Source organism: Rhodoferax sediminis (assembly GCF_006970865.1).
GTDB classification, from domain to species: domain Bacteria; phylum Pseudomonadota; class Gammaproteobacteria; order Burkholderiales; family Burkholderiaceae_C; genus Rhodoferax_A; species Rhodoferax_A sediminis.
Genome location: NZ_CP035503.1, coordinates 1,604,113 through 1,628,589 on the forward strand (window position 1 = coordinate 1,604,113; position 24,477 = coordinate 1,628,589).

A 24,477-nucleotide genomic window follows, 5' to 3' on the forward strand; every position below is an offset into this window, starting at 1 on the left:
AAGTTTCCTGACATGTCAGAGACCCTGGTCATTGCGCAGATGCACCGTGAAAGTAATCACCTGACGCAGGCGACCATCCACGGCCGGTGTGAAGACGGTGCCCGGGTCGCTGGCAGACGACATGGCGGAGCCGGCAAGCCCGGTCGTTGAAGACTTTGCCGCACCGAAGGGGTAGAAGGTTTGCGCGGTCTTTTCCTGCGCCGAGTTTGGCGGGCCGCGCAGGACCATGCCAATACGCAGACTGCGAACGCGGCGCCAGTTGGCGTTGGTTCCAACCGGGTCGCCGGCCACCGTCAACTGGTCGGCGCGAAGGTAGCGGTCGGGTACGCCATCGGCTGCGGCGGCAGGCGGGACGCCAGCGGTCACGCCATCCACGCCGTAGAGCACCTGGAAGTTCTCCACGCCTTGAACAATGGGTTGAGTTGAGAACTCTCCTTTGGCTGGGTTCAAGGAACTGCACATCAACGAAGGCTCGCCCTGACTCAGCGCGACGTGGATGATACTGACCATGCGGTCGTACTTGCCATAAGTGACGGGATCCCGTGAATATCCGGAACAGTCGATCATGGATTTGTCAGATTTTCCGGAACCCGGGAAAGTCTCGCCAGTCCGATAGCGCAGGATCAGGATGTCACTCCCGTAACCATCTGCCCCGGCTACGCGTGAGGTGGGCGGGGAATTCAATGGGTCCGTACCCGTGGCGAGCAATGCGTTGTTGAATCCGTTGATGTTCGGATCCGGGTTGGTTGGCATGCCTGCCGTTGCTGGAGCCGGCGTGGCCGTGTACGGCAGATAGGGCAGGTCCAGGTAACCGGTTTGCACCGCAACGCGTTGAATCAGGTCAGCGGCGAAACGCCCGTTGTCCCGCAATTGCGAGGCGGCGTCGACTGTGTTGAACCCCTGCCGGGTGACGATCAGGGCAGCGACCGCCGCCAGCGCGATCAGGATGCTGATGGTCAATGCCACCAGCAATTCGATCATCGTCAAGCCGCGCTGCCGGAACATGGAGGAGGTCAAACGTCTGACAGGGATTGGAGTCATGTGTCACTCCCACTTCCAGCCGTGACAGGAAACACGATCGACGGGGCCTTCGCCCGCTCCAGAGCGGCATTGCCTGACTGTGATCGGTCTGTGGAGCCGCGGGTCCAGCCTATCTTGACCATAACAATGCCGCCCGCGCCAGCGCCCGCGTTGTTGCATCCCCATTGCGGCACGCCGCCGCCATCAAAGGGGGCCGAGTCGAAACAGACGCTGACACGCGCGCCGGGGAGTTGCGCGTCAACGCGGGCGAGCCATTCCGTCATTTGTGCGTTGGCAATGGCGGTCTGGTCCGCGCAAGGTGTCGTACTGGTTGCGACATTGAGGCAATACGATGGGGTGGTCGCCACTAACGGGCTGGTGGCAAAGGATCCCAAATAGGGGTTCGTCGCACCGATCCCAACTTCCTTGTTGCCCCGGATCATCTCGGCCAGTTCGCGCGCCAGAATCGCCGCAGATGACTGAAGGCGGGCCTCCCGGTTCGCCTGCAATGCCGCAGACTGCATGCCGACCATTCCCAGCAGACCAAATGACAGAACGATGATGGAAATCAACACCTCGATGAGCGAAAAACCAAGTTGATTTCTCCAGCGCCGAGGGTTTTGGGTACGGCTGCATGGCATCTCTTTTCTCCCATTTCTTGCAGGGCAACCAGTGGTTTTTGCCCATGGTTAAATTTTTCAAAGCCACGCTGATGGGCTTTTGTTTGCGTATGGTTACATATATTTACGCATTTTTCTTGGATCTATCTATTGGTCAGATAAGCGGCATTAATAGACCGACAAGCGGTAGCCCGCAGGGATTTTTATGGGAAGCGAAGGGAATTTGGCGAGGCGATGGCAGCGGTAAACCTACCGCCGCACCTCGTCAACGAGTGTCTTGAACTCGTCGATATCTTCAAAGCTGCGGTACACGCTGGCGAACCGTACGTACGCCACCTTGTCGAGCTTTTTGAGTTCGCGCATCACCAGCTCGCCGATGCGGTGGGACGGGATCTCGCGCAGGCCCAGACCGAGCAGCTTTTCCTCGATGCGTTCGATGGCGCCGTCGATCTGCTCGGTGCTGACCGGGCGCTTACGCAGCGCCAGGTTCATGGAGGCGCGCAGCTTGGCGCGCTCGAACTCGATGCGGCGCCCGTCTTTCTTGACGACGGCTGGAAAGCTCACGTCGGGCCGCTCATAGGTGGTGAAGCGCTTTTCGCAGGCGGCGCACTGGCGCCGTCGGCGGATGAAGTCCGCGTCCTCCGAGATCCGGGTTTCAACAACCTGGGTGTCGGTGTGACCGCAGAAGGGGCATTTCATACCGAGAACAGGTGGCGGTAATTTTCCGCCGGGCCGCCCCAAGGAAAATTGGCCCCCCCGGGGGGCAGCGCATTACACGAAGTGAAAAGCGTGGGGGCCGACATTCTTTAGCCGTAGACAGGAAAGCGGCGGGTCAGCACATTGACCTTGGCGCGCACGGCCTCGATGTTGGCGGCGTCGCGCGGGTTGTCCAGCACGTCGGCAATCAGGTGCGCGGTGGCGCGAGCTTCTTCATCCTTGAAGCCGCGCGTGGTCATGGCCGGGGTGCCGATGCGCACGCCGCTGGTCACCATGGGTTTTTCGGGGTCGTTCGGGATGGCGTTCTTGTTGATGGTCATGTGGGCGCTGCCCAGCACGGCCTCGGCTTCCTTGCCGGTGATACCCTTGGCGCGCAGGTCGACCAGCATCAGGTGGCTCTCGGTGCGGCCGCTGACGATGCGCAGGCCGCGCGATACCAGCGTTTCGGCGACGATGCTGGCATTTGTCAGTACTTGCTGCTGATAAGTCTTGAATTCCGGCATCAAGGCCTCCTTGAAGGCCACTGCCTTGGCCGCGATCACGTGCATCAGCGGGCCGCCCTGCAGGCCCGGGAAGATGGCGCTGTTGATGGCCTTTTCGTGCTGGGCGCGCATCAAAATGACGCCGCCGCGCGGGCCGCGCAGGCTCTTGTGGGTGGTGGAGGTCACCACGTCGGCGTGCGGCACCGGATTCGGATAGATGCCGGCGGCAATCAGGCCGGCGTAGTGCGCCATGTCGACCATGAAGATTGCTCCCACGTCTTTCGCCACCTTGGCAAAGCGTGCAAAATCAATAGCAAGAGAATAAGCACTGGCACCGGCTATGATCAGCTTTGGTTTGGATTCGTGGGCCTTGCGTTCCATCGCGTCGTAGTCGATTTCTTCGCGCTCGTTGAGGCCGTAGCTCACCACGTTGAACCACTTGCCGCTCATGTTGAGCGCCATGCCGTGCGTCAGGTGGCCTCCTTCGGCCAGGCTCATGCCCATGATGGTGTCGCCAGGCTTCAAGAAGGCCAGAAACACCGCTTCGTTGGCCTGCGCGCCAGAATGCGCCTGCACGTTGGCCGCCTCGGCGCCGAAGATCTGCTTGATGCGGTCGATGGCCAGCCGCTCGGCCACATCCACGTATTCGCAGCCGCCGTAATAGCGCTTGCCCGGATAGCCTTCGGCGTATTTGTTGGTGAGCTGCGTGCCCTGTGCGGCCATGACGGCGGGCGAGGCGTAGTTCTCGGAGGCGATCAGCTCGATGTGCTGTTCCTGGCGCGCGTTCTCGGCCAGGATGGCGGCCCACAACTCGGGGTCGGTTTGTTCAACGAGGATATTGCGGTGGTACATGGCAGTCCTTAAAGACGAGGTTCCCTGTCATTGCGTGAATGAAACAAGGGCTGCCCAGGCGAACGGCTGAACGCCGTTGTCAAAAGACGCGGGCGGTACGCTTCCCGGTGGTGTCCCACGTCAGCGCCAGCGGCCCTGTTTGGGCGCCGCGCCTATCGCCAGTCGCGTACAGCGTGAGTGTAGCTGACTGGCATGGTGTCCGCGCGTCAGTTGCCCGGGGCGCCGGTTGAATGGGATGGCGACAGCATCGCGACTTTTTCGTCCCCGCCCGCTACCAGCTTGGGCGTTGCCGCCGGGGCGCGCTCAACGGGAATGGAGTGGCCCGTCGCCACCTTGTACAACCTGGCCCGTTCGGCCATCACTTTGCCGGCGTAGCCGCCATCGTCCTGGATGTTGGCGGCGCCCACATAGTATTTCAGCCCGGCCTGCACCGAGCCCGCGCGCGCGATGCAATCCTGCAGGACCTTCACGCCGACGCGCAGGTTGGTCACCGGGTCGAAGGCGGCCAGCATGCCGCCAAAGCCCTCGTATTTGTCGGAGTGCACCTTGGTCATGACCTGCATCAGCCCCTGCGCGCCCACCGCACTCTGGGCAAACGGGTTGAAGCCCGACTCAATCGCCATCACGGCCAGAATCAGCGTCGGGTCGAGCTTGGTACGGGCGCCGATTTGATACGCCTCCGCCACCAGCGCGCTCACGGGTTCGGGCGCGACATGGTATTTTTTGCTCAGCCAATAGGCCACCGCAGCCTGCTGCTTGGGCAGGTCTTTCGGGTCGGTGGCGGTAGCCCGATCCACCGCGTCGGGTTCGACCTCGATGTCGGCCGAGACGATCTGACGTGATTGCAGCCAGCCGGTGAGTTTCTCTTCGCCGACCTGGCGCAGGTCGGGTCGTGCCGCCAGGGTGATCACGAAGAACACCAGGGCCACGCCCAGGAGGGCCAGGCCGTTGTGGGTGATTTCAAAAAAACCGTCAGCCACATCGGATGCGAAGACTCGCAGGCCTTTGGCTGACTGTGTTAGCGCTGTCATAGCTCTTCCTTTCTACGCGGGGGCTGCGGCGCCATGCTGGAGTGCAGCACGACAAGCAGGGCTCCTCGTTTGGATTGGTACGCCATCGGATTCACGCGGAGTCATCGAGACTATGGCGGTGGATCGACTTAGCCGGGGTCGGCAGCGATTACGGGTTATCCCTAGATATTCCCAAGAATTCCGAATTCTAGGTTCACCTTAAATACTTGGTCAAGCATAAAAGCTAGGGTGATTGCTCAAATTTAGATCTATAGAGCATGTATATACGTACAGTTTTGATGCAAAACAAGGCTGAATCGGGGGCCTGGGTGGCCCGGCAGATCCGCCTCGCGCTCGCCCGCCCGGTTGGCGCATGCTCCTCAAACGATAGCTGTCCATCCGCTTTTCAGGCCCGCTGGCGGGCGCGCTGGCTGAATGCTTCTTGACGCGGCCGGGTCAGGCGGGGGAGGTACGGGCCGCGGCGGGGCGGCCTTTGGTTGCGGCCCATCATGGCGGGCCACAATTTTTTGAAAATCTTCCAATCGCGCGCTCCCCGCTCATTGAAAATCCGATTTGCAATTTCGCCAGGCGATGACTAAGGTAACAAGGCCTGAGCAATTGGGCAATCGCCGGTAGGAGCCAGTCCCCGCTGAAAGGTGGGCTGACGAAGCAGCCCCGGCTTATTATGGAAGCAATCCATTGCTTCCTACGCAGTGCGGGACTTCAATCTCCCACCTGCGAACCGAGACGGCACTGGCCTTTTGGCTGCCGTCAGGCCCGGTTGGATCTGCTGCAGGCAGATCCTCCGGGCTTTCTCATTTTTGCCTCGGCCTAATGCGTTGAATAAACTCGGGGCATGAACCTGCAATCCATCAACAGCAACAAGTGGGCGCGGCGTGTGGCTTGGACGGCCGCAGGCGTGGTGCTGCTGTGGGGCATCTGCTGGCTGGCGGTGCCGCCCATCCTCAAGAGCCAGGCCCAGAAAATAGCCAGCGAGCAGTTGGGGCGCAAGGTCACCATCGGCGCGGTCGATTTCAAGCCCTGGACGCTGGAACTTACGGTCACCGACCTGGCTGTGGCCACCGCCGATGGGGCCGGGCAGCAGCTGCACGTCCAGCGTCTCTATATAGATGGTGAGTTGCAGTCGATCCTGCGGCTGGCGCCGGTGGTCGATGCCGTCACAGTCGATGCGCCGAGCCTCAAACTGACCCGCCTCTCGGAGGGGCACTACGACATTGACGACATCCTGGCCCGGCTGAGCCAGCCGTCCGGTAAGCCGCCCGGCAAACCGCTGCACTTCGCGCTGTACAACCTGGCGCTCGATGGCGGCTCCGTGGACTTCACCGACAAGTCGGTCGGCAAAACCCATCAGTTGCGCGATTTGACGCTGAGCGTGCCGTTCTTGAGCAACCTGGATTCCAAGCGCGGTGTGGTGGTCCAGCCAAGGCTGGCCTTCACGCTCAACGGCAGCCGTTTCGATTCGGCCGCCGAGGGTACGCCGTTCGCCCAGACCCACAAGCTTGATGCCACCATCAAGCTTGCCGGGTTCGACCTCGCGCCCTATCTGGGCTATATCCCGGCCAGTCTGCCGGTGCGGCTGCAGACGGGCGTGATCGACACCGACCTGCGCGTGGCATTCGAGCAGACGTCCACCACGTCGGTCAAGCTTAGAGGCACGGTCCAAGCCAGCCATGTGAAGCTGACCGACGCCAAAACGCGTGACCTGCTGTCGTTCGACGCGCTCAAGCTCACGCTCGCGGACGTGCAGCCGCTGGCACAGCGCGCCAACATCTCGTCGATTGAACTGACCGGCCCGAATGTGGCGGTGCGGCGCGATGCGGCAGGGCGGTTCAATGTGGACCTCGCAGCCACGCCGGCGGCCGCCTCCACCGCACCGGTTGCTACGGAAAGAGGAGCTAAAGGCGAAGATACCACAGGGGCTGCAGCCACAAAAGAAGCCCAAACCAATGCGTGGAAAATCCAAGTTGACAAGGTTGCCGTGCGCGGCGGGACGGTGGCATGGACCGACGAGACCACCGCTCCCCATGCGCAGCTGGCCCTGCGCGAGCTGGTGTTCGACGCGGCTGCCATCGCGCTGCCGTTTGCGAAGCCGCTGCAGTTCAGTGGTTCGGCGGTGCTGGCTTCGGTGACTGGCTCCCCCACTGCATCGGCTGCGGCGGCGCCGGCGAGCCCGTCGCCGCAGGCTGCCAGCCTGAGCTTTGGCGGCGCGGCCACGGACCGCATGGTCAGCGTGGCGGCCAACCTGAAGGCCCTGCCGCTGAGCCTGGCCGCGCCGTACCTCGCGTCCTTCATCGAACCCGGGCTGAACGGCCAGTTGACGGCCCAGCTGAACGCGGACTGGAAGGCGCCCGCGGCGGGCGCACAGGCGACCGGTTTGCTGCTCGGCGTGAAACAGCTCACGCTGGAGAATCTGGCGCTCACCGATGGCAAGGCCGTGAGCCAGCCCAGGGCCCCGAATCCGCGCAACGCGGCGCTGCCCAGCATCAAGCAGATCGAGGTGGCCGACGCACGGATCGATCTGGACAAACAGACGGTGAGCGTGGGCAAGCTGGCGCTCACCGATCCCCACGCCAGCGTGGAGCGCGGCGCCGACAAACGCTGGATGTTCGAGCGCTGGCTGAAAAAGCCGGCCGCCTCGGGGGCTCCCCGGGGATCTGCATCAAAACGACCTGTAGCCCCCGCCAGGACTTGGCAGATTGCTATCAATGATGTAGCGATCGAGGGTGGCGCCGTATCGTACCGGGACGCCGCCATGCCGCGGCCGGTGGCCTTCGAAGTATCAAAGCTCACGATCCAGCTGAAGGACTTTGCGCTGGACAGCCAAAAACCCTCACCCCTCACAGCCTCGGCGCGCATCGGGGCGGGACGCACGGAGCCCGGCCGGCTGGATTACCACGGCGATCTGGGCTTGAACCCCTTGTCGGCGCAAGGCCAGGTGCAGGCGGTGCGCCTGCCGCTGCACGCGCTCGAGCCTTACTTTGGCGATGCGCTGAACATCCGACTGTTGCGCGCCGACACCAGCTTCAAGGGGCAGGTGCACTACCTCGAGAGCAAGGCCGGCCCGGTGGTCAAAGTCACGGGCGACTCTGCGCTGGAGGACTTTCGCGCCAACAGCGTGTTGCCGCCGGGCGTGGCGGCTGTCGCCGCGACGTCGCCCGCCACCGCAGGGGCTGTGCCCAAAGCCACCACTATGGCGGCGGCCGGCAGCCTGCAACCCGTCAGCGAGCCGCTGCTGCAGTGGAAGGCCCTGAGTGTGCGCGGCCTCGACCTGACCATGAAGCCGGGTACTGCCACCCGGGTCAATGTGCGCCAGACCGCGCTCAGCGACTTCTATGCGCGCGTGATCATCAACCCGAACGGGCGCATCAACCTGCAGGACCTGGTGAAGTCGTCGGCGCAGCCGGTCGCGGCCGCCGCACCGGCTTCTGGTGCAGCCCCGATCAAGCCCGCGCCCGCTGTGTCGCCTGCGCCCGCTGCGGGTGGTGCGCTGGCGCCCATTGTCAATATCGGCCCGATCAGCCTGGTCAATGGCAAGGTGCTGTTCTCCGACCACTTCATCAAACCCAACTACTCGGCCGACCTGACCGAGCTCACCGGCAAGCTCAGCGCGTTCTCCAGCGTCGCGCCGGCCAGCGCGCCCACCATGGCGGATCTGGAACTGCGCGGCAAGGCCGAGGGCACGGCCTCGCTGGAGATCACCGGCAAACTCAATCCGCTGGCCAAGCCGCTGGCGCTGGACATCACCGGCAAGGTGCGCGACCTCGAACTGCCGCCGCTGTCGCCGTACGCCATCAAGTACGCGGGCCACGGCATCGAGCGCGGCAAGATGAGCCTGGACGTGAACTACGTGGTGCTGCCCAACGGCCAGCTCACCGCCAAGAACAACCTGGTGCTGAACCAGCTGAGCTTTGGCGACGAGGTCAAGGGCGCACCCACCAGCCTGCCGGTCAAGCTCGCGGTGGCGCTGCTGGCCGACCGCAATGGCGTGATCAATCTGGACCTGCCGATCAGCGGCTCGCTCAACGACCCGCAGTTCAGCCTCGGGCCCATCATCTTCAAGGCCATCATCAACATCATCGTCAAGGCCGTGACCGCGCCGTTCAGCCTGCTCGCGAATGCGTTTGGCGGCGGCGGTGACGAACTCAGCACGGTGGCCTTCGCGCCCGGCAGCGCGGTGCTGACGCCGGACGCCCGGCAAAGCCTGGACAAGGTGGCCAAGGCGCTGGCCGAGCGCCCCGCACTCAAGATGACCGTGGTCGGCACCGCCAGCCTGGATGCCGAGATGGAGGGCTACCGGCGCGAACGCCTGAACGCCATGGTGCGCGCCGAAAAGCGCCGCGAGACGACGATTGGAGCTAGCGCAGTCCCGGCGCCGGCTGCCGCTGCATCCGCTGCTGCGGGGGCCGCTGCCCCGGCCACCACGGTCGGTGATGCGGAATACCCGGCCCTGCTGAAGCAGGTCTACAAGCACGCCGACCTGCCCAAGCCGCGCAACCTGATCGGCATGGCCAAGGATCTTCCGCAGGCCGAGATGGAGTCGCTGCTGATGGCCAATATCCCCGTGACCGAAGACGCGATGCGCCAACTGGCGCTGGCGCGGGGCGAGGCGGTGAAGGAGTATCTGGCTTTGAGGCAGGTGCCGGCGCAGCAGCTGTTCCTGGGCGCGCCCAAGGCGGCGGCCGACCAGCCCGCGACCGAGAGTAAGCCGGGCGCCAAGTGGAGCCCGCACGCCGATCTGAACCTGGCGACCCGATAGGCGCCGCGGGGCCGCACCGCATTCAACGCCGTGCAGGGGGCGGTCGGCATGTATCGGCGTGTATCAGCGCGGATGGAGCAGGCCCGGCTTGCACCTCTCGCGCGGCAGGCTCACAATCAAAAAAGCGCGCAGGGCATCACCTGGCGTCGTTGGAGAGCAAGCTTGCCGCGACCTCGCTACACCCGCACTGCCATCGTCCTGCATGGCGTCATGGCGCTGCTCATCGTGACCGGTTTTTGTCTGGGACTGTCGATGGCCGACTTGCCGCTGAGCCCGCTCAAGTTGCGGCTCTTCTCGTATCACAAGTGGATCGGTGTCAGCGTCTGGGGGCTGCTTCTGCTGCGCATCCTGTGGCGCATCAAGCATGCACCGCCGCCGTTGCCCGCGGGCATGGCCGCGTGGGAGCAGACCGCGGCGCACGCCGGCCATCTGCTGCTGTATGTGCTGATGGCCGTCATTCCCATTTCGGGCTGGCTCATGAGTTCGGCCCAAGGGGTGACAACGGTCTACCTGGGCCTGTGGCCGCTGCCCGATCTGCTGGCCAAAAATGAAGCGCTGGGCCGGCTGCTGCTGGCGCTGCACCGCATCCTTAACTACGCGCTGCTCGGAGCCGTCATCCTGCATGTGGCGGCCGCGCTCAAGCACCATTTCATCGACCGGGATGGCGTGCTGGTCCGCATGTTCCGGCTCACGGGGGCTGCCGAATGAAAGTCTTCCTCCTCGCGTTGCTACTGGTGGGCGTCGGTGCACAGGCCGCCGAGTACCGGCGCGTGGACGTCGCGCACAGTCAGATCCGCTTTACCTCGAAGCAGATGGGCGTGCCGGTTGACGGTGTGTTCCACACCTTCGATGCGGACATGGCCTTCGACCCGCAGGCGCCGGCCACGGCCCGCGGCCAGTTGCGTATCGCCCTGTCCAGCATCGACACGGGCAACCGCGAAGCCAACGAGGAGGTCCCGGGCGCGCAGTGGTTCGATGTCAAGCGCCACCCCGAAGCGCAGTTCGAAATGCGCCAGATCCAGCCGCTGGGCGCCGGCCGGTTCCAGGTCAGCGGCATCTTGAGTCTCAAGGGCGTCAGCCGGCCGCTGGCGGTCGACGCCACGCTCAAGCCCAGCGGGGCCGGGCAAGCCGTGCTGGACGGCGCCTTCGTGCTCAAGCGGTTGGACTTCGGCGTGGGCGGGGGCGTCTGGGGCGACGTGGGCGTGGTCGCCAACGAGGTGACGGTGCAATTTCACCTGGTGCTGGAGCCGTAAGCCATGAAAAAGCTGCTCTTTGCTTTGCTGTGCAGTCTGTGCGTCGCCACCGCGCTGGCCGCCGATGTCTACGAGTCCGACCCGAATCACACCTTTGCGTGGTTCGAGTTCGACCACCTGGGCTACAGCATCCAGCGCGACCGCTTCGACAAGGTCGATGCCACGGTCAGCCTGAACCTGCAGGACCAGACCGGCAGCGTGCAGGCGCGCATCGATGTCAATTCGATCAGCACGGGCTCGCACTTTTTCAACCGGATACTGCTCAGCGATGCGTTTTTCGACGCCGGCAAATATCCGCTCATCACTTTCCAGTCGACACATTTCACGTTCGGCAAGCTCGACAATGTGACGGCCGTCGAGGGCGATCTGACCATCAAGGGCATCACGCGCCCCGTGACCCTGAGCGTGACCCATTACAAATGCATGATGCATCCCGAATACCACCGGATGGCCTGCGGCCTCAATGCCAGCGCCAACATCAGGCGCAGCGACTTCAACCTGGGCAAATATGTGCCGCTGATCACCAACAACATCACCCTTTATGTGTCGATCGAGGCGATCCAGCATTGACAGGATTTGCGCCCGTTGGGCCAGCCGGCTCGCCGCAATGCAAATCCCGGTGAAAATAGGGGGTTGACCGCCGCCGGCGCAACCGCGCCGAACGGGGAGTCGGAGCGGTTGTCCGCCGCCACTTGCACAATCACCGACAGATCATTTATGTTCAGCTTTTCCAATCGCAACCCATCCTCCGAAGCGCCCGCCGTGACCCCTACTTCCACCAAATCCCACGACCCGCACCCGCTGGATGCCCTCACCGGCGGTGCGTTCTCCGCCGCCACTTCGGGCGAGCGCGCGGCGCGCATCCGTGAATGGCTGACGCGCAACCCGAGCCCCGAGCAGATGCAGGAAGTGTTCAAGGAACTGGGCACGCGCGACAAGGGCGCCGCCAAGCCGCTCAAGGAAAAGCTCGACGAGCTCAAGCGTGCCAAGGGCCAGGAAATCCTGGCGGCCGAGTGGGCCGGCAAGGGCCAGGCCCTGCTGGCGCTGTCCAAGCTGAATATTGCCGACGCCATGGCCTGGCAGCGCGACGCCGCCAAGGCCGGCGCGCCGCTGTCCAAAGAGCCGCTGGCGTCGGTCAAGGTACAACTGGCCGAGCGCGTCAAGGTGATCGAGGACCTGCAGCACCGCGTGCAGGTGCAGCGCGAAGCCGCCGTGCTGCTGGCGCAGCGCATCGAGGTGCTGTCGACCAAGCCGTGGCGCGACGCGCAGGCTGTGCTGGAGGTGCTGCATGCTGACGTGCAGCACTGGCAGGCGCAGGCGCAGGAGCTTGCCGCCGATGCCAACTGGTCCAGCGTGGACGCCAGGTTCCCGCCGCAACTCGACGCCTCCAAGGCCCAGCTGCTGGTGGTCTGGGATGCCTTTGCGGCCGCGCTGGCGCAGGCCGTGGCCGCGGCCGACGATGCCGGCGCAGCGCTGCCGCCCGTGCTGGTGTGGGCCAACGAACTGCGCGCCGAACGCGGCGTGCCGGTGGAAGCGCCCGTGCAAGCGCAGAAACCCGCGCTGGATCCGGCAGTTCACAACGAAATGCGTGCCAGGGCAGCGCAGGCCGTGCGTGAGGCGCTATCGAAATTGGAGCAAGAGGTGGGCGAAGGCCACGGCAAGGCCAGTGCTGGCGCGGCCAGCGCGCTGCGCAATGCGCTCAAGGAACACGGCAAGCTGATCGACGCCGCGCTCGAGAACCAGGCCCACGCCGCACTGGCCGCGGCCGGCGAAATGGAGGGCTGGCAGCGCTGGCGCGCCGACCAGCTGCGCGAGGAACTGGTGATCAAGGCCGAGGGCCTGCTCAAGCGCCCCGCCGAGCATGCGCTGGGCGGGCGCAAGATGCAGGACCTGCTTCGCCAGATGCGCGAGCAATGGAAGCAGACCGACCAGGGCGGTGCGCCCAACCACGCGCTGTGGAAGCGCTTCGACGAGGCCTGCAACGAAGCCCACAAGGTAGTGGAAGCCTGGCTCGACAAGGTCAAGGCCGAGGCCGCCGAGCACCGGTTGCAGCGCCTGGCACTGATCGAAGAGGTCAAGGCCTGGGGCGTGGCCAACGCGGGCCTCACCGACTGGAAGGCCTTCAGCCGCTCGCTGCACCAGTTTGGCGACCGCTGGCGCGAGGCCGGGCATCTGGGCGAAAAGACCTTCGCCGAGCTGCAGCCGCAGTGGAAAGAAGCCATTCACGGCGCTGCCGCACCGTTCGAGGCCGCGCAAAAGAGCAGCGTGGAACGCCGCCACGCCCTGATCGAAGAGGCCGTGGTGCTGGGAGCCGCGCCGGTGCTGCGCATCGACGCCGTCAAGGCTCTGCAGCAGCGCTGGCAGTTGGAGGCCCAAAGCGTGCCACTGGAGCGCAAGTTCGAGCAAAAGCTGTGGGATGCCTTCCGCAAACCGATCGATGACGCCTTCAACCGCAAGACCGAGGAGCGCGAAAAGGCGGCGGCATCGTTGAGCGAGCGCGATCGCATCGTGCTGGATGCGGCCAAGGCGCTGGAGGCCGCCAACGCCACTGGCGACGCCGGCAAAATCCGTGCCGCCATGAGCGCGCTGGACGCCGCGCTGCGCGGCCAGGCGCAGGCCGCCGCCGTGGTGGCCGCTGCCACCGATCGGGAACAAAATAGGCCTGTGGCCAAGACAGAGCCTGCACCAGACGCTACGGAAACAGTAGCGGAGCCGGTAAACCCTGCCGCTGTTGAGGCCGTTGCACCTGCAACACCAGACGCACCCGATGCGCCCGGCGCAGCGGCCGACGAATCCAGGGCCGCAGATACTGCCGGTGACACGGCCGCGCCCGCGGAGCCCTTGGATGCCGTACCCGCCGCGCCAGCAGTACCTGCCAAACCCGCGCCCAAGCCCGTTGTTGCGATGCGTGGCGACGACCGCCCGGGCATGAAAAAGTCCGAACCTGCGCAGGCGGGCCGGGGTGGCAAGTTTGGTGATCGCCGCGATGCGCCGCGCGGCGCTGCGCGCCCGGGGGACAACAAGTTCGAGCCGCGCCGCGACGATCGCGGCCCGCGCCCCGACGCACGCGGTGATGGGCGCGGCGACCCACGCGGTGGCCGCTTTGGCGATCGCCCGGCCTATGAAGAGCGTGGCCCGAGGTTGGGCGACGCGGCCTTCCGGGCCCAGCGCGAAGCGCTGGAGCGCGCCGAGTTCACCCTCAAGAAGCTCGCCGCGCAGGCCCACGGTGAGGCGCTGACCCAACTGCTCACCGCCTGGGAAAAGCGCGATGCAAGTCAGGTGCCCAGCGTGCAGGAACTGGGCTCACGCGTCACGGCCGCAGGGCGTGGCCACTGGGCACAGGCGATAGCCGGTGCGCCCGACGGCGATGCGTCCGAGGCCTTGCTGCGGTTGGAGATAGCTGCCGAAGTGCCGACGCCCGCCGAACACATCAGCGCGCGGCGCATGTTGCAGCTGCAATTGCTGACCCGGCGCAACGACCCGCCCCCCGCGCAAACCTGGGGTCAGGACACGGCACGCGTACTGGCCAGTGCATTCGACGCCGGCCATGCGCGCCGCGTGCAAAACGTCCTCAAGGTGCTGCTCAAGCGCTAAGCCGACCTGTTCGCCACAGGCGGCCAAGCCGACAAATACGTTAGTTGGTCAACAGCGACTTGCGGCTGTCTTCGAGGACCTTGATGGCGAGAGTGTGTGTGACGGAAGGGTACTGTTCCAGATACTCGTCCAGGGTCTCGCCGGCCTCCAGGTAATCAAACATCGACTTGACGGGGACTTGCGTGCCGGCGAAGCAGGGCACGACACCGAACGGAACGGGTTGCACGCGAATGGCTGAACTCATCATGAAGGAATCCTCCAGGATTCTGGTGAAAGGGCTTGCATACTAGGTCGGCACCCGGTGCAATTCAACTCGTTCGGCAATGAGATTGTCGCGAGTAGTTTTTATCTCTTCGGCATCCAGAATTGGCGCCGCGCCAACCGTGTCGCCAGACGAACCTGCCCGGCCTGCGCGATCGCGCGGATGCTATTTGTTTGATAGCATGATACACTGATTTTTCATGGGCTTGCGCCTGGTTTTGTCTGAAACAGCAGCGCAGCATCTGCCCATGAAAATCGAGTTATGGCGGCAATGGAATATGCACATGACCAGAAGTCATGCAAACAAACTATTACCCCTTTAACGGGCTGCATCCGGGCGAGCCGCTCCAGTCGGTTCCCTATTGGGTCAGCAGCCACTTGCGGCTGTCTTCGAGCACCTTGGCGGCGAGCGTGGGGGGAACAGACGGATACTGTTCCAGATACTCTTCCAGCGTCTCGCCCTTGACGATGTAATCAAACAGCGTCTTGATGGGAATTTGAGTGCCCACAAAGCACGGTACCGCCGTGAATAGCACGGAGTGAAGGTGAACGGCTGAACTGATCATGAAGCAACCCTCCCGGACTGATGAACGGAACGTGATCCTAGGGGGGCACCGGTTTTCACGCAACTCCGGCGCGCGACGGTCGGTACAGCTTGCAGCGCACCATTTCGGGTGACTTTCTTGATCGGTTGAACACTTTCGGGCGCATTCCTGTCGGCGGGCGTGGCGGTCCAACTGGCAGGGTGACTATGGATTTGATAGCCACTCGCGCCCGGCCTGATTGGGCCAAGGCTTGATTTGGACTGGAATATCTGGGACCGTCTGCCAGTGCCGAATGGCGGCGGCTGGCCACTGAAAAGTCCCCGGAGAAAAACGAATTGTTACTCTTTTATTGATCTGGATTCAGGAGGGCAGCGGCCCGTTACGGTTGAAAAAAGCGTCGTACAGTGGCACCAGCGCGGGCAACTCCAGCTCGAACCGGGCGCGGTTGACAAAGTAGGCTTCGCAGGTGACCGCGAAGAATTCGACGAGAGAGGTGGCGCCATAGGCGTTGAGCCAAGGCGGCTCGCCGCCAAAGCGTTCGGCCATGATGACCTGCTCGCGAAAGGCCTGGTACGCCGGCTGCAATGTGGCCAGCCACAGGCGCTGCGCGGTGCCGGCGCTGCGCGTGCCCATGAAACCCGCGGGCAGCGGCGGGCAGCCGTCCGCCCGGCCGCTTTGCATGTCCATCTTGTGGATAAACTCATGGATCACCACGTTGTAGCCGTGCGCGGCCGAGGCACCGGCGTGGGCCACGTCGCGCCAGTTCAGCATCACCGGGCCCTTGTGCATGGCCTCGCCGGCCAGCACCTCGCTGTAGCGGTGCACCACGCCGTCGTGGTCCATGGTCTCGCGCTGCGCGAGCACCTCGCGCCGGTGAACCACGATGCCGACAAAGTCGCTGTACCAGGCCAGGGCCCGGCCGCGCTGGTCCAGGTGCAGCACCGGCAGGCAGGCCTGCGCCGCGATGGCGAGCGCGATCTCGTCGCTGATGTGCAGGCGCTCGGTGCCGTGAAATTCCTTCTGGGCCAGGAAGCGGCTGCTCAGGCGGCGCAGGTGGGCGCGCTCGGGCTCGGTGAGGCTGGCCAGAAATGGATAGCGGTCCAGGGTGCGCTGCCACAGCGCCTCGGGAATGGTGCGCGCGCGTCTGCGCAGCCAGGCCCACATGTGGCGCTCAGGCCAGCGCCACGCGCTGCAGCCGGCCGGCAAAGGGGCCTGTTGCCGTCAGACGCAGCACTTCGGCGCGCGGTGGTGTCGCTACCAGGTCCCAGTCGCTCAGCACCACGCGCGCCAGGCCCGCGCCCAGGTCGTGGTCAGCCGGCTTGTGGGTGTGGCCGTGGATCAGGGCGGCGGCCTGCGCGGCCTGCAGCCACTGGCGCGCGGCGGGCGTATCGACGTCGCCATAACTCACGCCGGAGCGTTTGCGCGCCTCACTTTGGTCGCGTATCGCGCGTGCGATGGCGCGGCGCTCAAGCAGCGGTTTCGCCAAAAAGTCGCGCTGCCAATCGGTACCGCGCACTTGCCGGCGAAACGCCATGTAGTCGAGGTCGTCCAGGCACAGCGCGTCGCCGTGTGTGAGCAGCCAGCGCTGCCCTGCAAACGCCAGCACGGTGGGGTCGGCGAGCAGGGTGACATGGCAGGCGTCGAGGAACTGCGTGCCGACCAGAAAGTCCCGGTTGCCGTGCATGAAGAACACGCGCAGGCGCTGCGTGGCCTCGCGCAGCACATCGGCGCAGAGCGCTTCAAAACCGGGTGCCTCGCCGGGATTGGCCGGAGCATTCAGAGCCGCATCGTCGCCGACCCACACTTCGAACAGATCGCCCAGGATGAACACCGCGCTGGCGGCGGTGCTTTGCATGTACTGCTGCCACGCCGCGGAGGTCGCGGAGTCCGCCGCCTGCAAATGCAGGTCGGAGATGAAATCGACCGTGCGCCAATCAAAGGGAGAGGCAAGCTCCACAAACGCGGGCACGGTCGGGGCCATTCGATTACAGCGCGACGGCCTTCTCGATCACCACGTCGTCGTTGGGCACGTCGTCGTGGAAACCCTTGCGGCCGGTCTGCACGGCCTTGATTCTGTCCACCACCTCGGTGCCCGCCACGACCTTGCCGAACACGGCATAGCCCCAACCCTGCGCGCTGGGCGCGGTGTGGTTCAGGAAGGCGTTGTCGGCCACGTTGATGAAGAACTGGGCCGTGGCCGAGTGCGGCGCATTGGTGCGTGCCATGGCCACGGTGTACTTGTCGTTCTTCAGACCGTTGTTGGCCTCGTTGTCGATCGGCGTGCCACTCTTCTTTTCCTTCATGCCGGGCTCGAAACCGCCGCCTTGCACCATGAAGCCGGGAATCACGCGGTGAAACACCGTGTTGTTGTAGTGGCCCTTGTTCACATAGTCGAGGAAATTCGCGACCGTGTTGGGCGCTTTGTCCTGATCGAGTTCAAGGGTGATGACGCCGTAGTTGGCGATGTGCAGTTCGACTTGGGGGTTGCTCATGATTTATTTCACCAGGGTTGCAGAGTTGATAAGAACGGGGGTCCTGGGCACGTCACTGGGGAACGGGCCGCCGGGGCCGGTCGGCGTGGCCTTGATCTTGTCGATCACGTCCATGCCGCTCACGACCTTGCCGAACACGGTATAGCCATACGACTGTGCGGAGGGGTCCAGAAACGCATTGTCCCGCACGTTGATGAAGAACTGCGCGGTTGCGGAATTGGGGTCGTTGGTGCGCGCCATGGCCAGCGTGCCGATCACGTTGCGCGGGCCGCCCCTGGCCAGTGCTTCACGCCCTTCGTGTACGACCGGCGCGCGCGTCGGCTTTTCCGCGTACTTGGCGTCGTAGCCACCGCCCTGGATCATGAAGTTGTTGATCACGCGGTGAAAGATCGTGCCGTCGTAGTGCTTGTCTTTGACGTACTGCAAAAAGTTGGCGACCGTCTTGGGCGCCTTGTCGGGATAGACCTCGACCACGAAGTCGCCCGCGCTGGTGGCGAATTTGACCCTGGGCGCGTCCCCGGCCCGTGCCGGGACCAAGGCCTGGCTTGCCAGCAGACCGACAACCGCTGCCGCCATCAGGGCGCGCCGCGCCACCGGAAATCCGGAAAATTTCATTCAATCACTCCTTCAGGGTTTTTTGCTGGGGCTGGTTTTTGCCGCCGCTGGTGCGGAGGCCGCGGCGACTGGTGCCGAGGCCGCTGCCGCCGGGGTTGCCGCTGCCGATTTCTGCCCCTTGGCGGCGCTTGAAAACATGCTGCGGATCAGCGTCAGCTTGGGGGTGACGCTGGCGCTGGTGCTGGCATCGAGCTGCACTGCCTTGGCGTAGGACTGGGCCGCCAGCCGCGCGTACACGTCGCCCAGATTTTCATACGCGACGGCATAGCTGGGGTTGGTGCGCACGGCCATCTCCAGCGCGGCCCGCGCCTTGTCGAACTGGCTCTGGGCGGCATACAGCACCGCGAGGTTGTTGTAGGGCTCGGGCAGCTCAGGGTAGTCCTGCGTGAGCTTGGTGAAGGTGGCGACGGCGTCGTCCGTCTTGCCCGCATCGGTCAGGATCACGCCCTTGATGAAACGCATCTGCGGATCGCGCGGGTTGGTGGCCAGGTACGCATCGGCCTTGGCCAGCGCTTCGGTCTGTTTGCCCGAGCGCGCCAACTGGTTCACGTCGGCATAGTCGTCGGCGTGGGCGCTTGGTGCGCCCAGGATTGTCGCCAGGACGACAAGGCGCAAAACCTGTGACAACGCGCGGGGGATATGCTTCATGAAGCCTCTGTGGCAGTGTGCAGTGACGAGCCCAAACCGGGGCTATATACTGCGCAGGATTGTATCTGAGGGGTTCGCTCTCACGCCCTCAGGACCTTGCCGAACAAAACCACCACCCGGCCCGAAACACCAGAGCGAAATTCTGTTGCTGTTTCCTGACCCGTCCGAGATCTCATGAGTCTGCGCATTTACAACACGCTATCGCGTGCCTTGGAGGAATTTGTACCGCTGGAGCCCGGCCATGTGCGCATGTATGTGTGCGGCATGACCGTGTACGACCTGTGCCACCTGGGCCACGCGCGCTCCATGGTGGCGTTCGACGTGGTGCAGCGCTGGCTGAAGGCCAGCGGCCTGGCCGTCACCTACGTGCGCAACGTGACCGACATCGACGACAAGATCATCCGGCGCGCGCTGGAGAACGGCGAGACCATCCGCTCGCTGACCGACCGCATGGTGGACGCACTGCACCAGGACGCCGATGCACTCGGCATCGAGCGCCCGACGCACGAGCCGCGCGCGACCAACTATGTGCCGCAGATGCTTGCGATGATCGCCACGCTGGAGCAAAAAGCCCTGGCCTATCGCTCGCCCAATGGCGATGTCAATTACGCGGTGCGCAAGTTCGCCGGCTACGGCAAGCTCTCGGGCAAGTCGCTCGACGAGCTGCGCGCCGGCGAGCGCGTGACCGTGCTCGATGGCAAGGAAGATCCGCTGGATTTTGTGCTGTGGAAAAGCGCCAAGGCATCCGAACCGGACGACGCCAAATGGCCCAGCGCCTACGGCGTGGGCCGCCCGGGCTGGCACATCGAATGCTCGGCCATGGGCTGTGCGCTGCTGGGGGCGAGTTTCGACATCCATGGCGGCGGCGCCGACCTGCAGTTTCCGCACCACGAAAACGAAATCGCCCAGAGCGAAGGCGCGACCGGCCAGCCGCTGGCCAGCGTGTGGATGCACAACGGCTTCGTGACCCGCGACAACGAGAAGATGTCCAAGAGCCTGGGCAACTTTTTCACGATCCGCGAAATCCTCGCGAAGTACGACGCCGAGACGGTGCGCTTTTTCATCCTGCGCGCGCATTACCGCAGTGCGCTCAATTACAGCGATGCGCACCTGGACGATGCACGCGGCGCGCTCAAGCGCCTGTACACGGCGCTCGATCTGGTGCGCCCGGCGGCGGGGGCCGTGAACTGGGCGAGTCCGTTCGCGGCGCGCTTCAAGGCCGCGATGGACGAGGACTTCGGCACGCCCGAGGCCGTGGCCGTGCTGTTCGAGCTGGCCACCGAGGTCAACAAAACCAAATCGGCCGAATTGGCCAGCTTGCTCAAGGCGCTGGGCGGCTGCATCGGTTTGCTGCAGGGCGAGCCGAGCCTGTTTTTGCAGGCTGGCGCTGGGGCCGGGGCAGGGCTGGACGGCACCGCCATCCAGGCGTTGATCGAGGCGCGCGCTGCCGCCAAGGTCGCAAGAAACTTTGCCGAGGCCGACCGCATCCGCAGCGATTTGCTGGCGCAGGGCATCGTGCTCAAGGATTCCCCCACCGGCACCACGTGGGAGGCCGCTCAGTGATGCGATTGAACATGTTTTGGCCCTGTAGCCCAGGAAGGTGCTGCGATGCCTGCTTCTAAAAAGATAGCAACCGTGGCGTCCGCGGAACTACTCATGCCCGAATACTGGGAAGACGCCTGCAAGCACCTCACCAAAAAAGACCGGGTCATGAAGCGGCTGATCCCGCAATTTGGCGACGCCCGCCTGCAGTCGCGCGGTGAGGCCTTCATCACGCTGGCGCGCTCCATCGTGGGCCAGCAGATTTCGGTGAAAGCCGCGCAAACCGTGTGGGAGCGCTTCGCCAAACTGCCGCGCAAGATGACGCCGGGCAACGTGCTCAAGCTCAAGGTGGACGACATGCGCGCGGCGGGCCTGAGCGCGCGCAAGGTGGAGTACCTGGTGGACCTGGCGCTGCACTTCGATTCGGGCACCGTGCATGCCGGCGCCTGGGAAGACTGGGAGGACGAAGCCGTCATTGCCGAGCTGGTCGCCATCCGCGGCATTGGCCGCTGGACCGCCGAGATGTTCCTGATCTTCCACTTGATGCGCCCGAACATCCTGCCGCTGGACGATATAGGCCTGATCAATGGCATCAGCAAGAATTATTTCTCGGGTGAATCGGTCAGCCGCAGCGACGTGCGCGAGGTGGCCGCCGCCTGGGCGCCATACTGCAGCGTGGCGACTTGGTATATTTGGCGCTCGCTCGACCCGCTGCCCATTGAATATTAGGCGGCCGAATAGTAAAACTCCACGTTGAGCGGAAAACAAGGAGAACCATCGTTGGGCAAAAAAACATTCCTCGACTTCGAGCACCCGATTGCCGAGTTGGAGACCAAAATTGAAGAGCTGCGCTACGTGCAGACCGAGTCGGCCGTCGATATCTCGGAAGAGATCGACCAGCTGAGCAAAAAGAGCCAGCAACTCACGAAAGACATCTACTCGGACCTGACGCCCTGGCAGATTACGAAAATCGCGCGTCACCCCGAGCGGCCCTACACGCTGGACTATGTGCGCGAGATCTTCACGGATTTCATCGAGCTGCATGGCGACCGGCACTTCTCGGATGACCTGTCCATCGTCGGCGGCCTGGCGCGTTTCAACGGCACGGCCTGCATGGTGCTGGGCCAGCAAAAGGGGCGCGACACGAAGGAGCGCGGGCTGCGCAACTTCGGCATGAGCAAGCCCGAGGGGTACCGCAAGGCGCTGCGCCTGATGAAGACGGCCGAGAAGTTCAAGCTGCCGGTGTTCACCTTTGTCGACACGCCCGGCGCCTTTCCCGGCATCGACGCCGAAGAGCGCGGCCAGTCGGAGGCCATCGGCCGCAACATCTTCGAGATGGCCCAACTCGAGGTGCCGATCATCACCACTATCATCGGCGAGGGCGGCTCCGGCGGCGCGCTGGCGATCTCGGTGGGCGACCAGGTGGTGATGCTGCAGTACTCGATTTATTCGGTGATCAGCCCCGAGGGCTGCGCCTCCATCCTCTGGAAAAACTCCAGCCAGGCGCAGGTGGCGGCCGATGCGCTGGGCATCACGGCACACCGGCTCAAGGCGCTGGGGCTGATCGACAAAATCGTCAACGAGCCCGTGGGCGGGGCGCACCGCGACCCCAAGCAGATGGCCGCGTTTCTGAGGCGCGCCCTGGGCGATGCCTTCCGCCAGGTGAGCGACCTCAAGGTCAAGGAATTGCTGGACCGGCGCTACGACCGGCTGCAAAGCTATGGCCGCTACACCGACACCAAAGCCGACAGCAAATAGCCACTGCCGTTCATGAGCAAGTCATGAACACCCGGCTGCTGGACGCCATGCGGGCCTTCTCGCCCGGCCTGCCGCTGGGTGTGGCCTACAGCGGCGGGGCCGACTCCACCGCGTTGCTGCTGGCCTGCGCCGAGAAGTGGCCGGGGCAGGTGAGGGCGCTGCATATTCACCATGGTCTGCAGGCGGCGGCGGATGAATTCGAGCAGCACTGCATCGCGTTTTGCGCACGACTCGGGGTGCCGCTGGTGGTGCGGCGCGTGCACGCGCGTCATGCGCCAGGGCAAAGTCCGGAAGACGCCGCGCGCACTGCACGTTATGAGGCTTTCAGGGCTGTAGCCCTTGAGGAGTGGGCGCAGTATGCTATTACTAACATAGCAATTGCGCAGCACGCCGACGACCAGGTCGAGACGCTGCTGCTGGCGCTCACGCGCGGCGCGGGCCTGCCGGGCCTGAGTGCGATGCCCGCGCGCTGGGACCGCGACGGCATCACCTACCACCGCCCGCTGCTGGGCGTGCCTGCCCCGGAGATTCGCGCCTGGCTGCGCGAGCGTGGCGTCGCCTTCATTGATGACCCGAGCAACGCCAACGAGCAATTCACGCGCAACCGCATCCGCGCGCGGTTGCTGCCCGCGCTCGACGCGGCCTTCCCGCAGTTCCGCGAGACCTTTGCGCGCAGCGCGGCGCATGCGGCGCAGGCGCAGGCGCTGCTGCAGGAGGTGGCGGCACAGGACTTGATCGAGGTGGGTAATCCGCCGGCCATTCGCGCGCTTCAAACGCTGTCGCGCGCGCGCCAGGCCAACGTGCTGCGGCACTGGCTCAAAACTACCTACAACGCCACGGCCAGCAGCGCGCAGCTGCACGAATTGCTGGACCAGATCGCGGCCTGCACTACGCGCGGGCATCAGATCCGCATCAAGGTGGGGACCGGATTTGTGCAGCGCAAAGGAGCGGGCCTCGATTGGTACAATCCCTAGGTTTTGCTCTGAAAAAATTCCAATGGCATTGATCGTTCACAAATACGGCGGCACGTCGATGGGCTCGACTGAGCGCATCCGCAATGTAGCCAAACGCGTGGCCAAATGGGCGCGCGCAGGCCACCAGATGGTGGTGGTACCCAGCGCCATGAGCGGCGAGACGAATCGCCTGCTCGGGCTGGCAAAAGAATTGGCGCCGGCCAAGCCCACCGGCGCCTACAGCCGCGAACTCGACATGCTGGCCGCCACCGGCGAGCAGGCCTCCAGCGCGCTGCTGGCCATTGCCCTGCAGACCGAGGGCATGGAGTCGGTCAGCTACGCCGGCTGGCAGGTGCCGATCCGCACCGACAGCGCCTATACCAAGGCGCGCATCGAATCCATCGACGACGCGCGCGTGCGCGCCGACCTGGATGCGGGCAGGGTGGTCATCGTGACCGGCTTCCAGGGCATCGACGATCAGGGCCACATCACCACACTGGGCCGGGGTGGCAGCGACACTTCGGCCGTGGCCGTGGCCGCCGCCATGAAGGCCGACGAATGCCTGATCTTTACCGACGTGGATGGCGTCTACACCACCGACCCGCGCGTGGTGCCCGAGGCGCGCCGCCTGCAGACCGTGAGCTTCGAGGAAATGCTGGAAATGGCCAGCCTGGGCTCCAAGGTGCTGCAGATCCGCTCGGTGGAGTTTGCCGGCAAGTACAGGGTGCCGCTGCGCGTGCTCTCCAGTTTCACTCCGTGGGACATCGATATCAACGAGGAGGCCAAGTCCGGCACCCTGATCACCTTTGAGGAAGACGAACAAATGGAACAAGCCATCGTGTCCGGCATCGCGTTCAGCCGCGAAGAGGCCAAAATATCCGTGCTCGGCGTTCCCGACAAACCCGGCATCGCCTACCAGATCCTGGGCGCCGTGGCCGACGCCAACATCGAGGTTGACGTCATCATCCAGAACATCAGCAAGGACGGCAAGACCGACTTCAGCTTCACGGTGAATCGCAGCGAATTCGCCAGGGCCGTCGACCTGCTCAAGGACAAGGTGCTGCCCGGCTTGGGCGCGCAGGAAATCAAGGGCGACCCCAAGATCTGCAAGGTCTCCATCGTCGGTATCGGCATGCGCAGCCACGTCGGCATCGCCAGCCAGATGTTTCGCTGCCTGTCCGAGGAAGGCATCAACATCCAGATGATTTCCACCTCCGAGATCAAGACCTCGGTGGTGATCGACGAGAAGTACATGGAGCTGGCCGTGCGCGCGCTGCACAAGACCTTCGATCTGGATCAGCCCGGCGACGGAAAATCCGCCCAATCATGAGATAATTT

At 64.3% G+C, this 24,477-nt stretch carries 23 protein-coding genes and 1 riboswitch; of the genes, 11 read left to right on the forward strand and 12 right to left on the reverse strand.

Annotated elements, in window-relative coordinates; translation table 11 throughout:
• Positions 1-15: 15 nt before the first annotated feature.
• Positions 16-1,041 carry a PilW family protein gene (locus tag EUB48_RS07700; protein WP_142818350.1) on the reverse strand — a complete coding sequence of 342 codons (1,026 nt, stop codon included), beginning with the start codon at positions 1,039-1,041 and terminating at the stop codon, positions 16-18.
• Positions 1,038-1,661 (reverse strand): type IV pilus modification protein PilV, encoded by a 624-nt coding sequence (gene pilV, locus EUB48_RS07705; protein WP_142818351.1) that lies wholly within the window; start codon positions 1,659-1,661, stop codon positions 1,038-1,040. Before pilV ends, EUB48_RS07700 begins: the two co-directional genes overlap by 4 nt.
• On the opposite strand from pilV, the gene EUB48_RS07710 reads away from it, so the two are divergent.
• On the forward strand, positions 1,655-1,921 hold the full coding sequence (locus tag EUB48_RS07710) for a hypothetical protein (protein WP_142818352.1): 267 nt from the start codon (positions 1,655-1,657) through the stop codon (positions 1,919-1,921). The two genes, pilV and EUB48_RS07710, sit on opposite strands and share 7 nt — an antisense overlap.
• On the opposite strand, the gene nrdR is transcribed toward EUB48_RS07710, so the two are convergent.
• The 3 genes from nrdR to EUB48_RS07730 all read right to left on the reverse strand — a co-directional run bounded on the left by nrdR (position 1,890) and on the right by EUB48_RS07730 (position 4,722).
• Positions 1,890-2,339: a transcriptional regulator NrdR gene (nrdR, locus tag EUB48_RS07715; protein ID WP_142818353.1), complete on the reverse strand. Its 450-nt coding sequence runs from the start codon at positions 2,337-2,339 to the stop codon at positions 1,890-1,892. The two genes, EUB48_RS07710 and nrdR, sit on opposite strands and share 32 nt — an antisense overlap.
• Before the next feature lie 107 nt (positions 2,340-2,446).
• Positions 2,447-3,691, reverse strand: a complete 1,245-nt coding sequence (gene glyA / locus EUB48_RS07725) for a serine hydroxymethyltransferase (RefSeq protein WP_142818354.1) — start codon at positions 3,689-3,691, stop codon at positions 2,447-2,449.
• A gap of 45 nt (positions 3,692-3,736) precedes the next feature.
• Positions 3,737-3,867, reverse strand: a riboswitch (ZMP/ZTP riboswitch).
• A 30-nt stretch (positions 3,868-3,897) separates the two neighbouring features.
• Positions 3,898-4,722 carry a lytic transglycosylase domain-containing protein gene (locus EUB48_RS07730; RefSeq protein WP_142818355.1) on the reverse strand — a complete coding sequence of 275 codons (825 nt, stop codon included), beginning with the start codon at positions 4,720-4,722 and terminating at the stop codon, positions 3,898-3,900.
• An 835-nt stretch (positions 4,723-5,557) separates the two neighbouring features.
• Here EUB48_RS07730 and EUB48_RS07735 point away from each other — a divergent pair.
• From EUB48_RS07735 to EUB48_RS07755, 5 genes are all read left to right on the forward strand, one after another.
• Positions 5,558-9,478 carry a DUF748 domain-containing protein gene (locus EUB48_RS07735; RefSeq protein ID WP_142818356.1) on the forward strand — a complete coding sequence of 1,307 codons (3,921 nt, stop codon included), beginning with the start codon at positions 5,558-5,560 and terminating at the stop codon, positions 9,476-9,478.
• A 162-nt stretch (positions 9,479-9,640) separates the two neighbouring features.
• A complete protein-coding gene (locus tag EUB48_RS07740) occupies positions 9,641-10,186 on the forward strand; it encodes a cytochrome b (RefSeq protein WP_274595966.1) in 546 nt (181 codons plus the stop codon).
• A complete protein-coding gene (locus tag EUB48_RS07745) occupies positions 10,183-10,731 on the forward strand; it encodes a YceI family protein (protein ID WP_142818357.1) in 549 nt (182 codons plus the stop codon). The genes EUB48_RS07740 and EUB48_RS07745 overlap by 4 nt, the downstream gene beginning before the upstream one ends.
• A 3-nt stretch (positions 10,732-10,734) precedes the next feature.
• Positions 10,735-11,301, forward strand: a complete 567-nt coding sequence (locus EUB48_RS07750) for a YceI family protein (RefSeq protein WP_142818358.1) — start codon at positions 10,735-10,737, stop codon at positions 11,299-11,301.
• Between the two features lie 147 nt (positions 11,302-11,448).
• On the forward strand, positions 11,449-14,325 hold the full coding sequence (locus tag EUB48_RS07755; RefSeq protein WP_142818359.1) for a DUF349 domain-containing protein: 2,877 nt from the start codon (positions 11,449-11,451) through the stop codon (positions 14,323-14,325).
• 40 nt (positions 14,326-14,365) lie between these two features.
• On the opposite strand, the gene EUB48_RS07760 is transcribed toward EUB48_RS07755, so the two are convergent.
• The 7 genes from EUB48_RS07760 to EUB48_RS07790 form a co-directional block, all read right to left on the reverse strand.
• Positions 14,366-14,572, reverse strand: coding sequence for a DUF433 domain-containing protein (locus tag EUB48_RS07760; RefSeq protein WP_142818360.1), 207 nt, complete (start codon positions 14,570-14,572; stop codon positions 14,366-14,368).
• Between the two features lie 373 nt (positions 14,573-14,945).
• Complete coding sequence (locus tag EUB48_RS07765; protein WP_210411707.1) at positions 14,946-15,122, reverse strand: DUF433 domain-containing protein; 177 nt, start codon at positions 15,120-15,122, stop codon at positions 14,946-14,948.
• Positions 15,123-15,491: 369 nt separating this feature from the next.
• Positions 15,492-16,295 (reverse strand): M90 family metallopeptidase, encoded by an 804-nt coding sequence (locus EUB48_RS07770; protein ID WP_142818362.1) that lies wholly within the window; start codon positions 16,293-16,295, stop codon positions 15,492-15,494.
• 7 nt (positions 16,296-16,302) lie between these two features.
• On the reverse strand, positions 16,303-17,112 hold the full coding sequence (locus tag EUB48_RS07775; RefSeq protein ID WP_142818363.1) for a UDP-2,3-diacylglucosamine diphosphatase: 810 nt from the start codon (positions 17,110-17,112) through the stop codon (positions 16,303-16,305).
• A 4-nt stretch (positions 17,113-17,116) separates the two neighbouring features.
• Positions 17,117-17,623: a peptidylprolyl isomerase gene (locus EUB48_RS07780; RefSeq protein ID WP_142818364.1), complete on the reverse strand. Its 507-nt coding sequence runs from the start codon at positions 17,621-17,623 to the stop codon at positions 17,117-17,119.
• 3 nt (positions 17,624-17,626) lie between these two features.
• A complete protein-coding gene (locus EUB48_RS07785) occupies positions 17,627-18,238 on the reverse strand; it encodes a peptidylprolyl isomerase (RefSeq protein ID WP_142818365.1) in 612 nt (203 codons plus the stop codon).
• Between the two features lie 12 nt (positions 18,239-18,250).
• The gene (locus EUB48_RS07790) at positions 18,251-18,886 is read right to left on the reverse strand and encodes a tetratricopeptide repeat protein (protein WP_142818366.1); all 636 of its coding nucleotides are present in this window, start codon (positions 18,884-18,886) and stop codon (positions 18,251-18,253) included.
• A 174-nt stretch (positions 18,887-19,060) separates the two neighbouring features.
• Here EUB48_RS07790 and cysS point away from each other — a divergent pair, with 174 nt between their 5' ends.
• From cysS to EUB48_RS07815, 5 genes are read left to right on the forward strand one after another with little or no spacing between them, the layout of a single operon-like run.
• On the forward strand, positions 19,061-20,449 hold the full coding sequence (gene cysS / locus EUB48_RS07795; RefSeq protein WP_142818367.1) for a cysteine--tRNA ligase: 1,389 nt from the start codon (positions 19,061-19,063) through the stop codon (positions 20,447-20,449).
• Between the two features lie 45 nt (positions 20,450-20,494).
• Positions 20,495-21,157 (forward strand): DNA-3-methyladenine glycosylase family protein, encoded by a 663-nt coding sequence (locus EUB48_RS07800; protein WP_142818368.1) that lies wholly within the window; start codon positions 20,495-20,497, stop codon positions 21,155-21,157.
• Positions 21,158-21,208: 51 nt separating this feature from the next.
• Entirely contained in the window at positions 21,209-22,186 is a 978-nt protein-coding gene (locus EUB48_RS07805; protein ID WP_142818369.1) for an acetyl-CoA carboxylase carboxyltransferase subunit alpha, read from the forward strand.
• 23 nt (positions 22,187-22,209) lie between these two features.
• Positions 22,210-23,160, forward strand: a complete 951-nt coding sequence (gene tilS / locus EUB48_RS07810; RefSeq protein WP_142818370.1) for a tRNA lysidine(34) synthetase TilS — start codon at positions 22,210-22,212, stop codon at positions 23,158-23,160.
• 22 nt (positions 23,161-23,182) lie between these two features.
• A complete protein-coding gene (locus tag EUB48_RS07815; protein ID WP_142818371.1) occupies positions 23,183-24,469 on the forward strand; it encodes an aspartate kinase in 1,287 nt (428 codons plus the stop codon).
• The last annotated feature ends 8 nt before the right edge of the window (positions 24,470-24,477 follow it).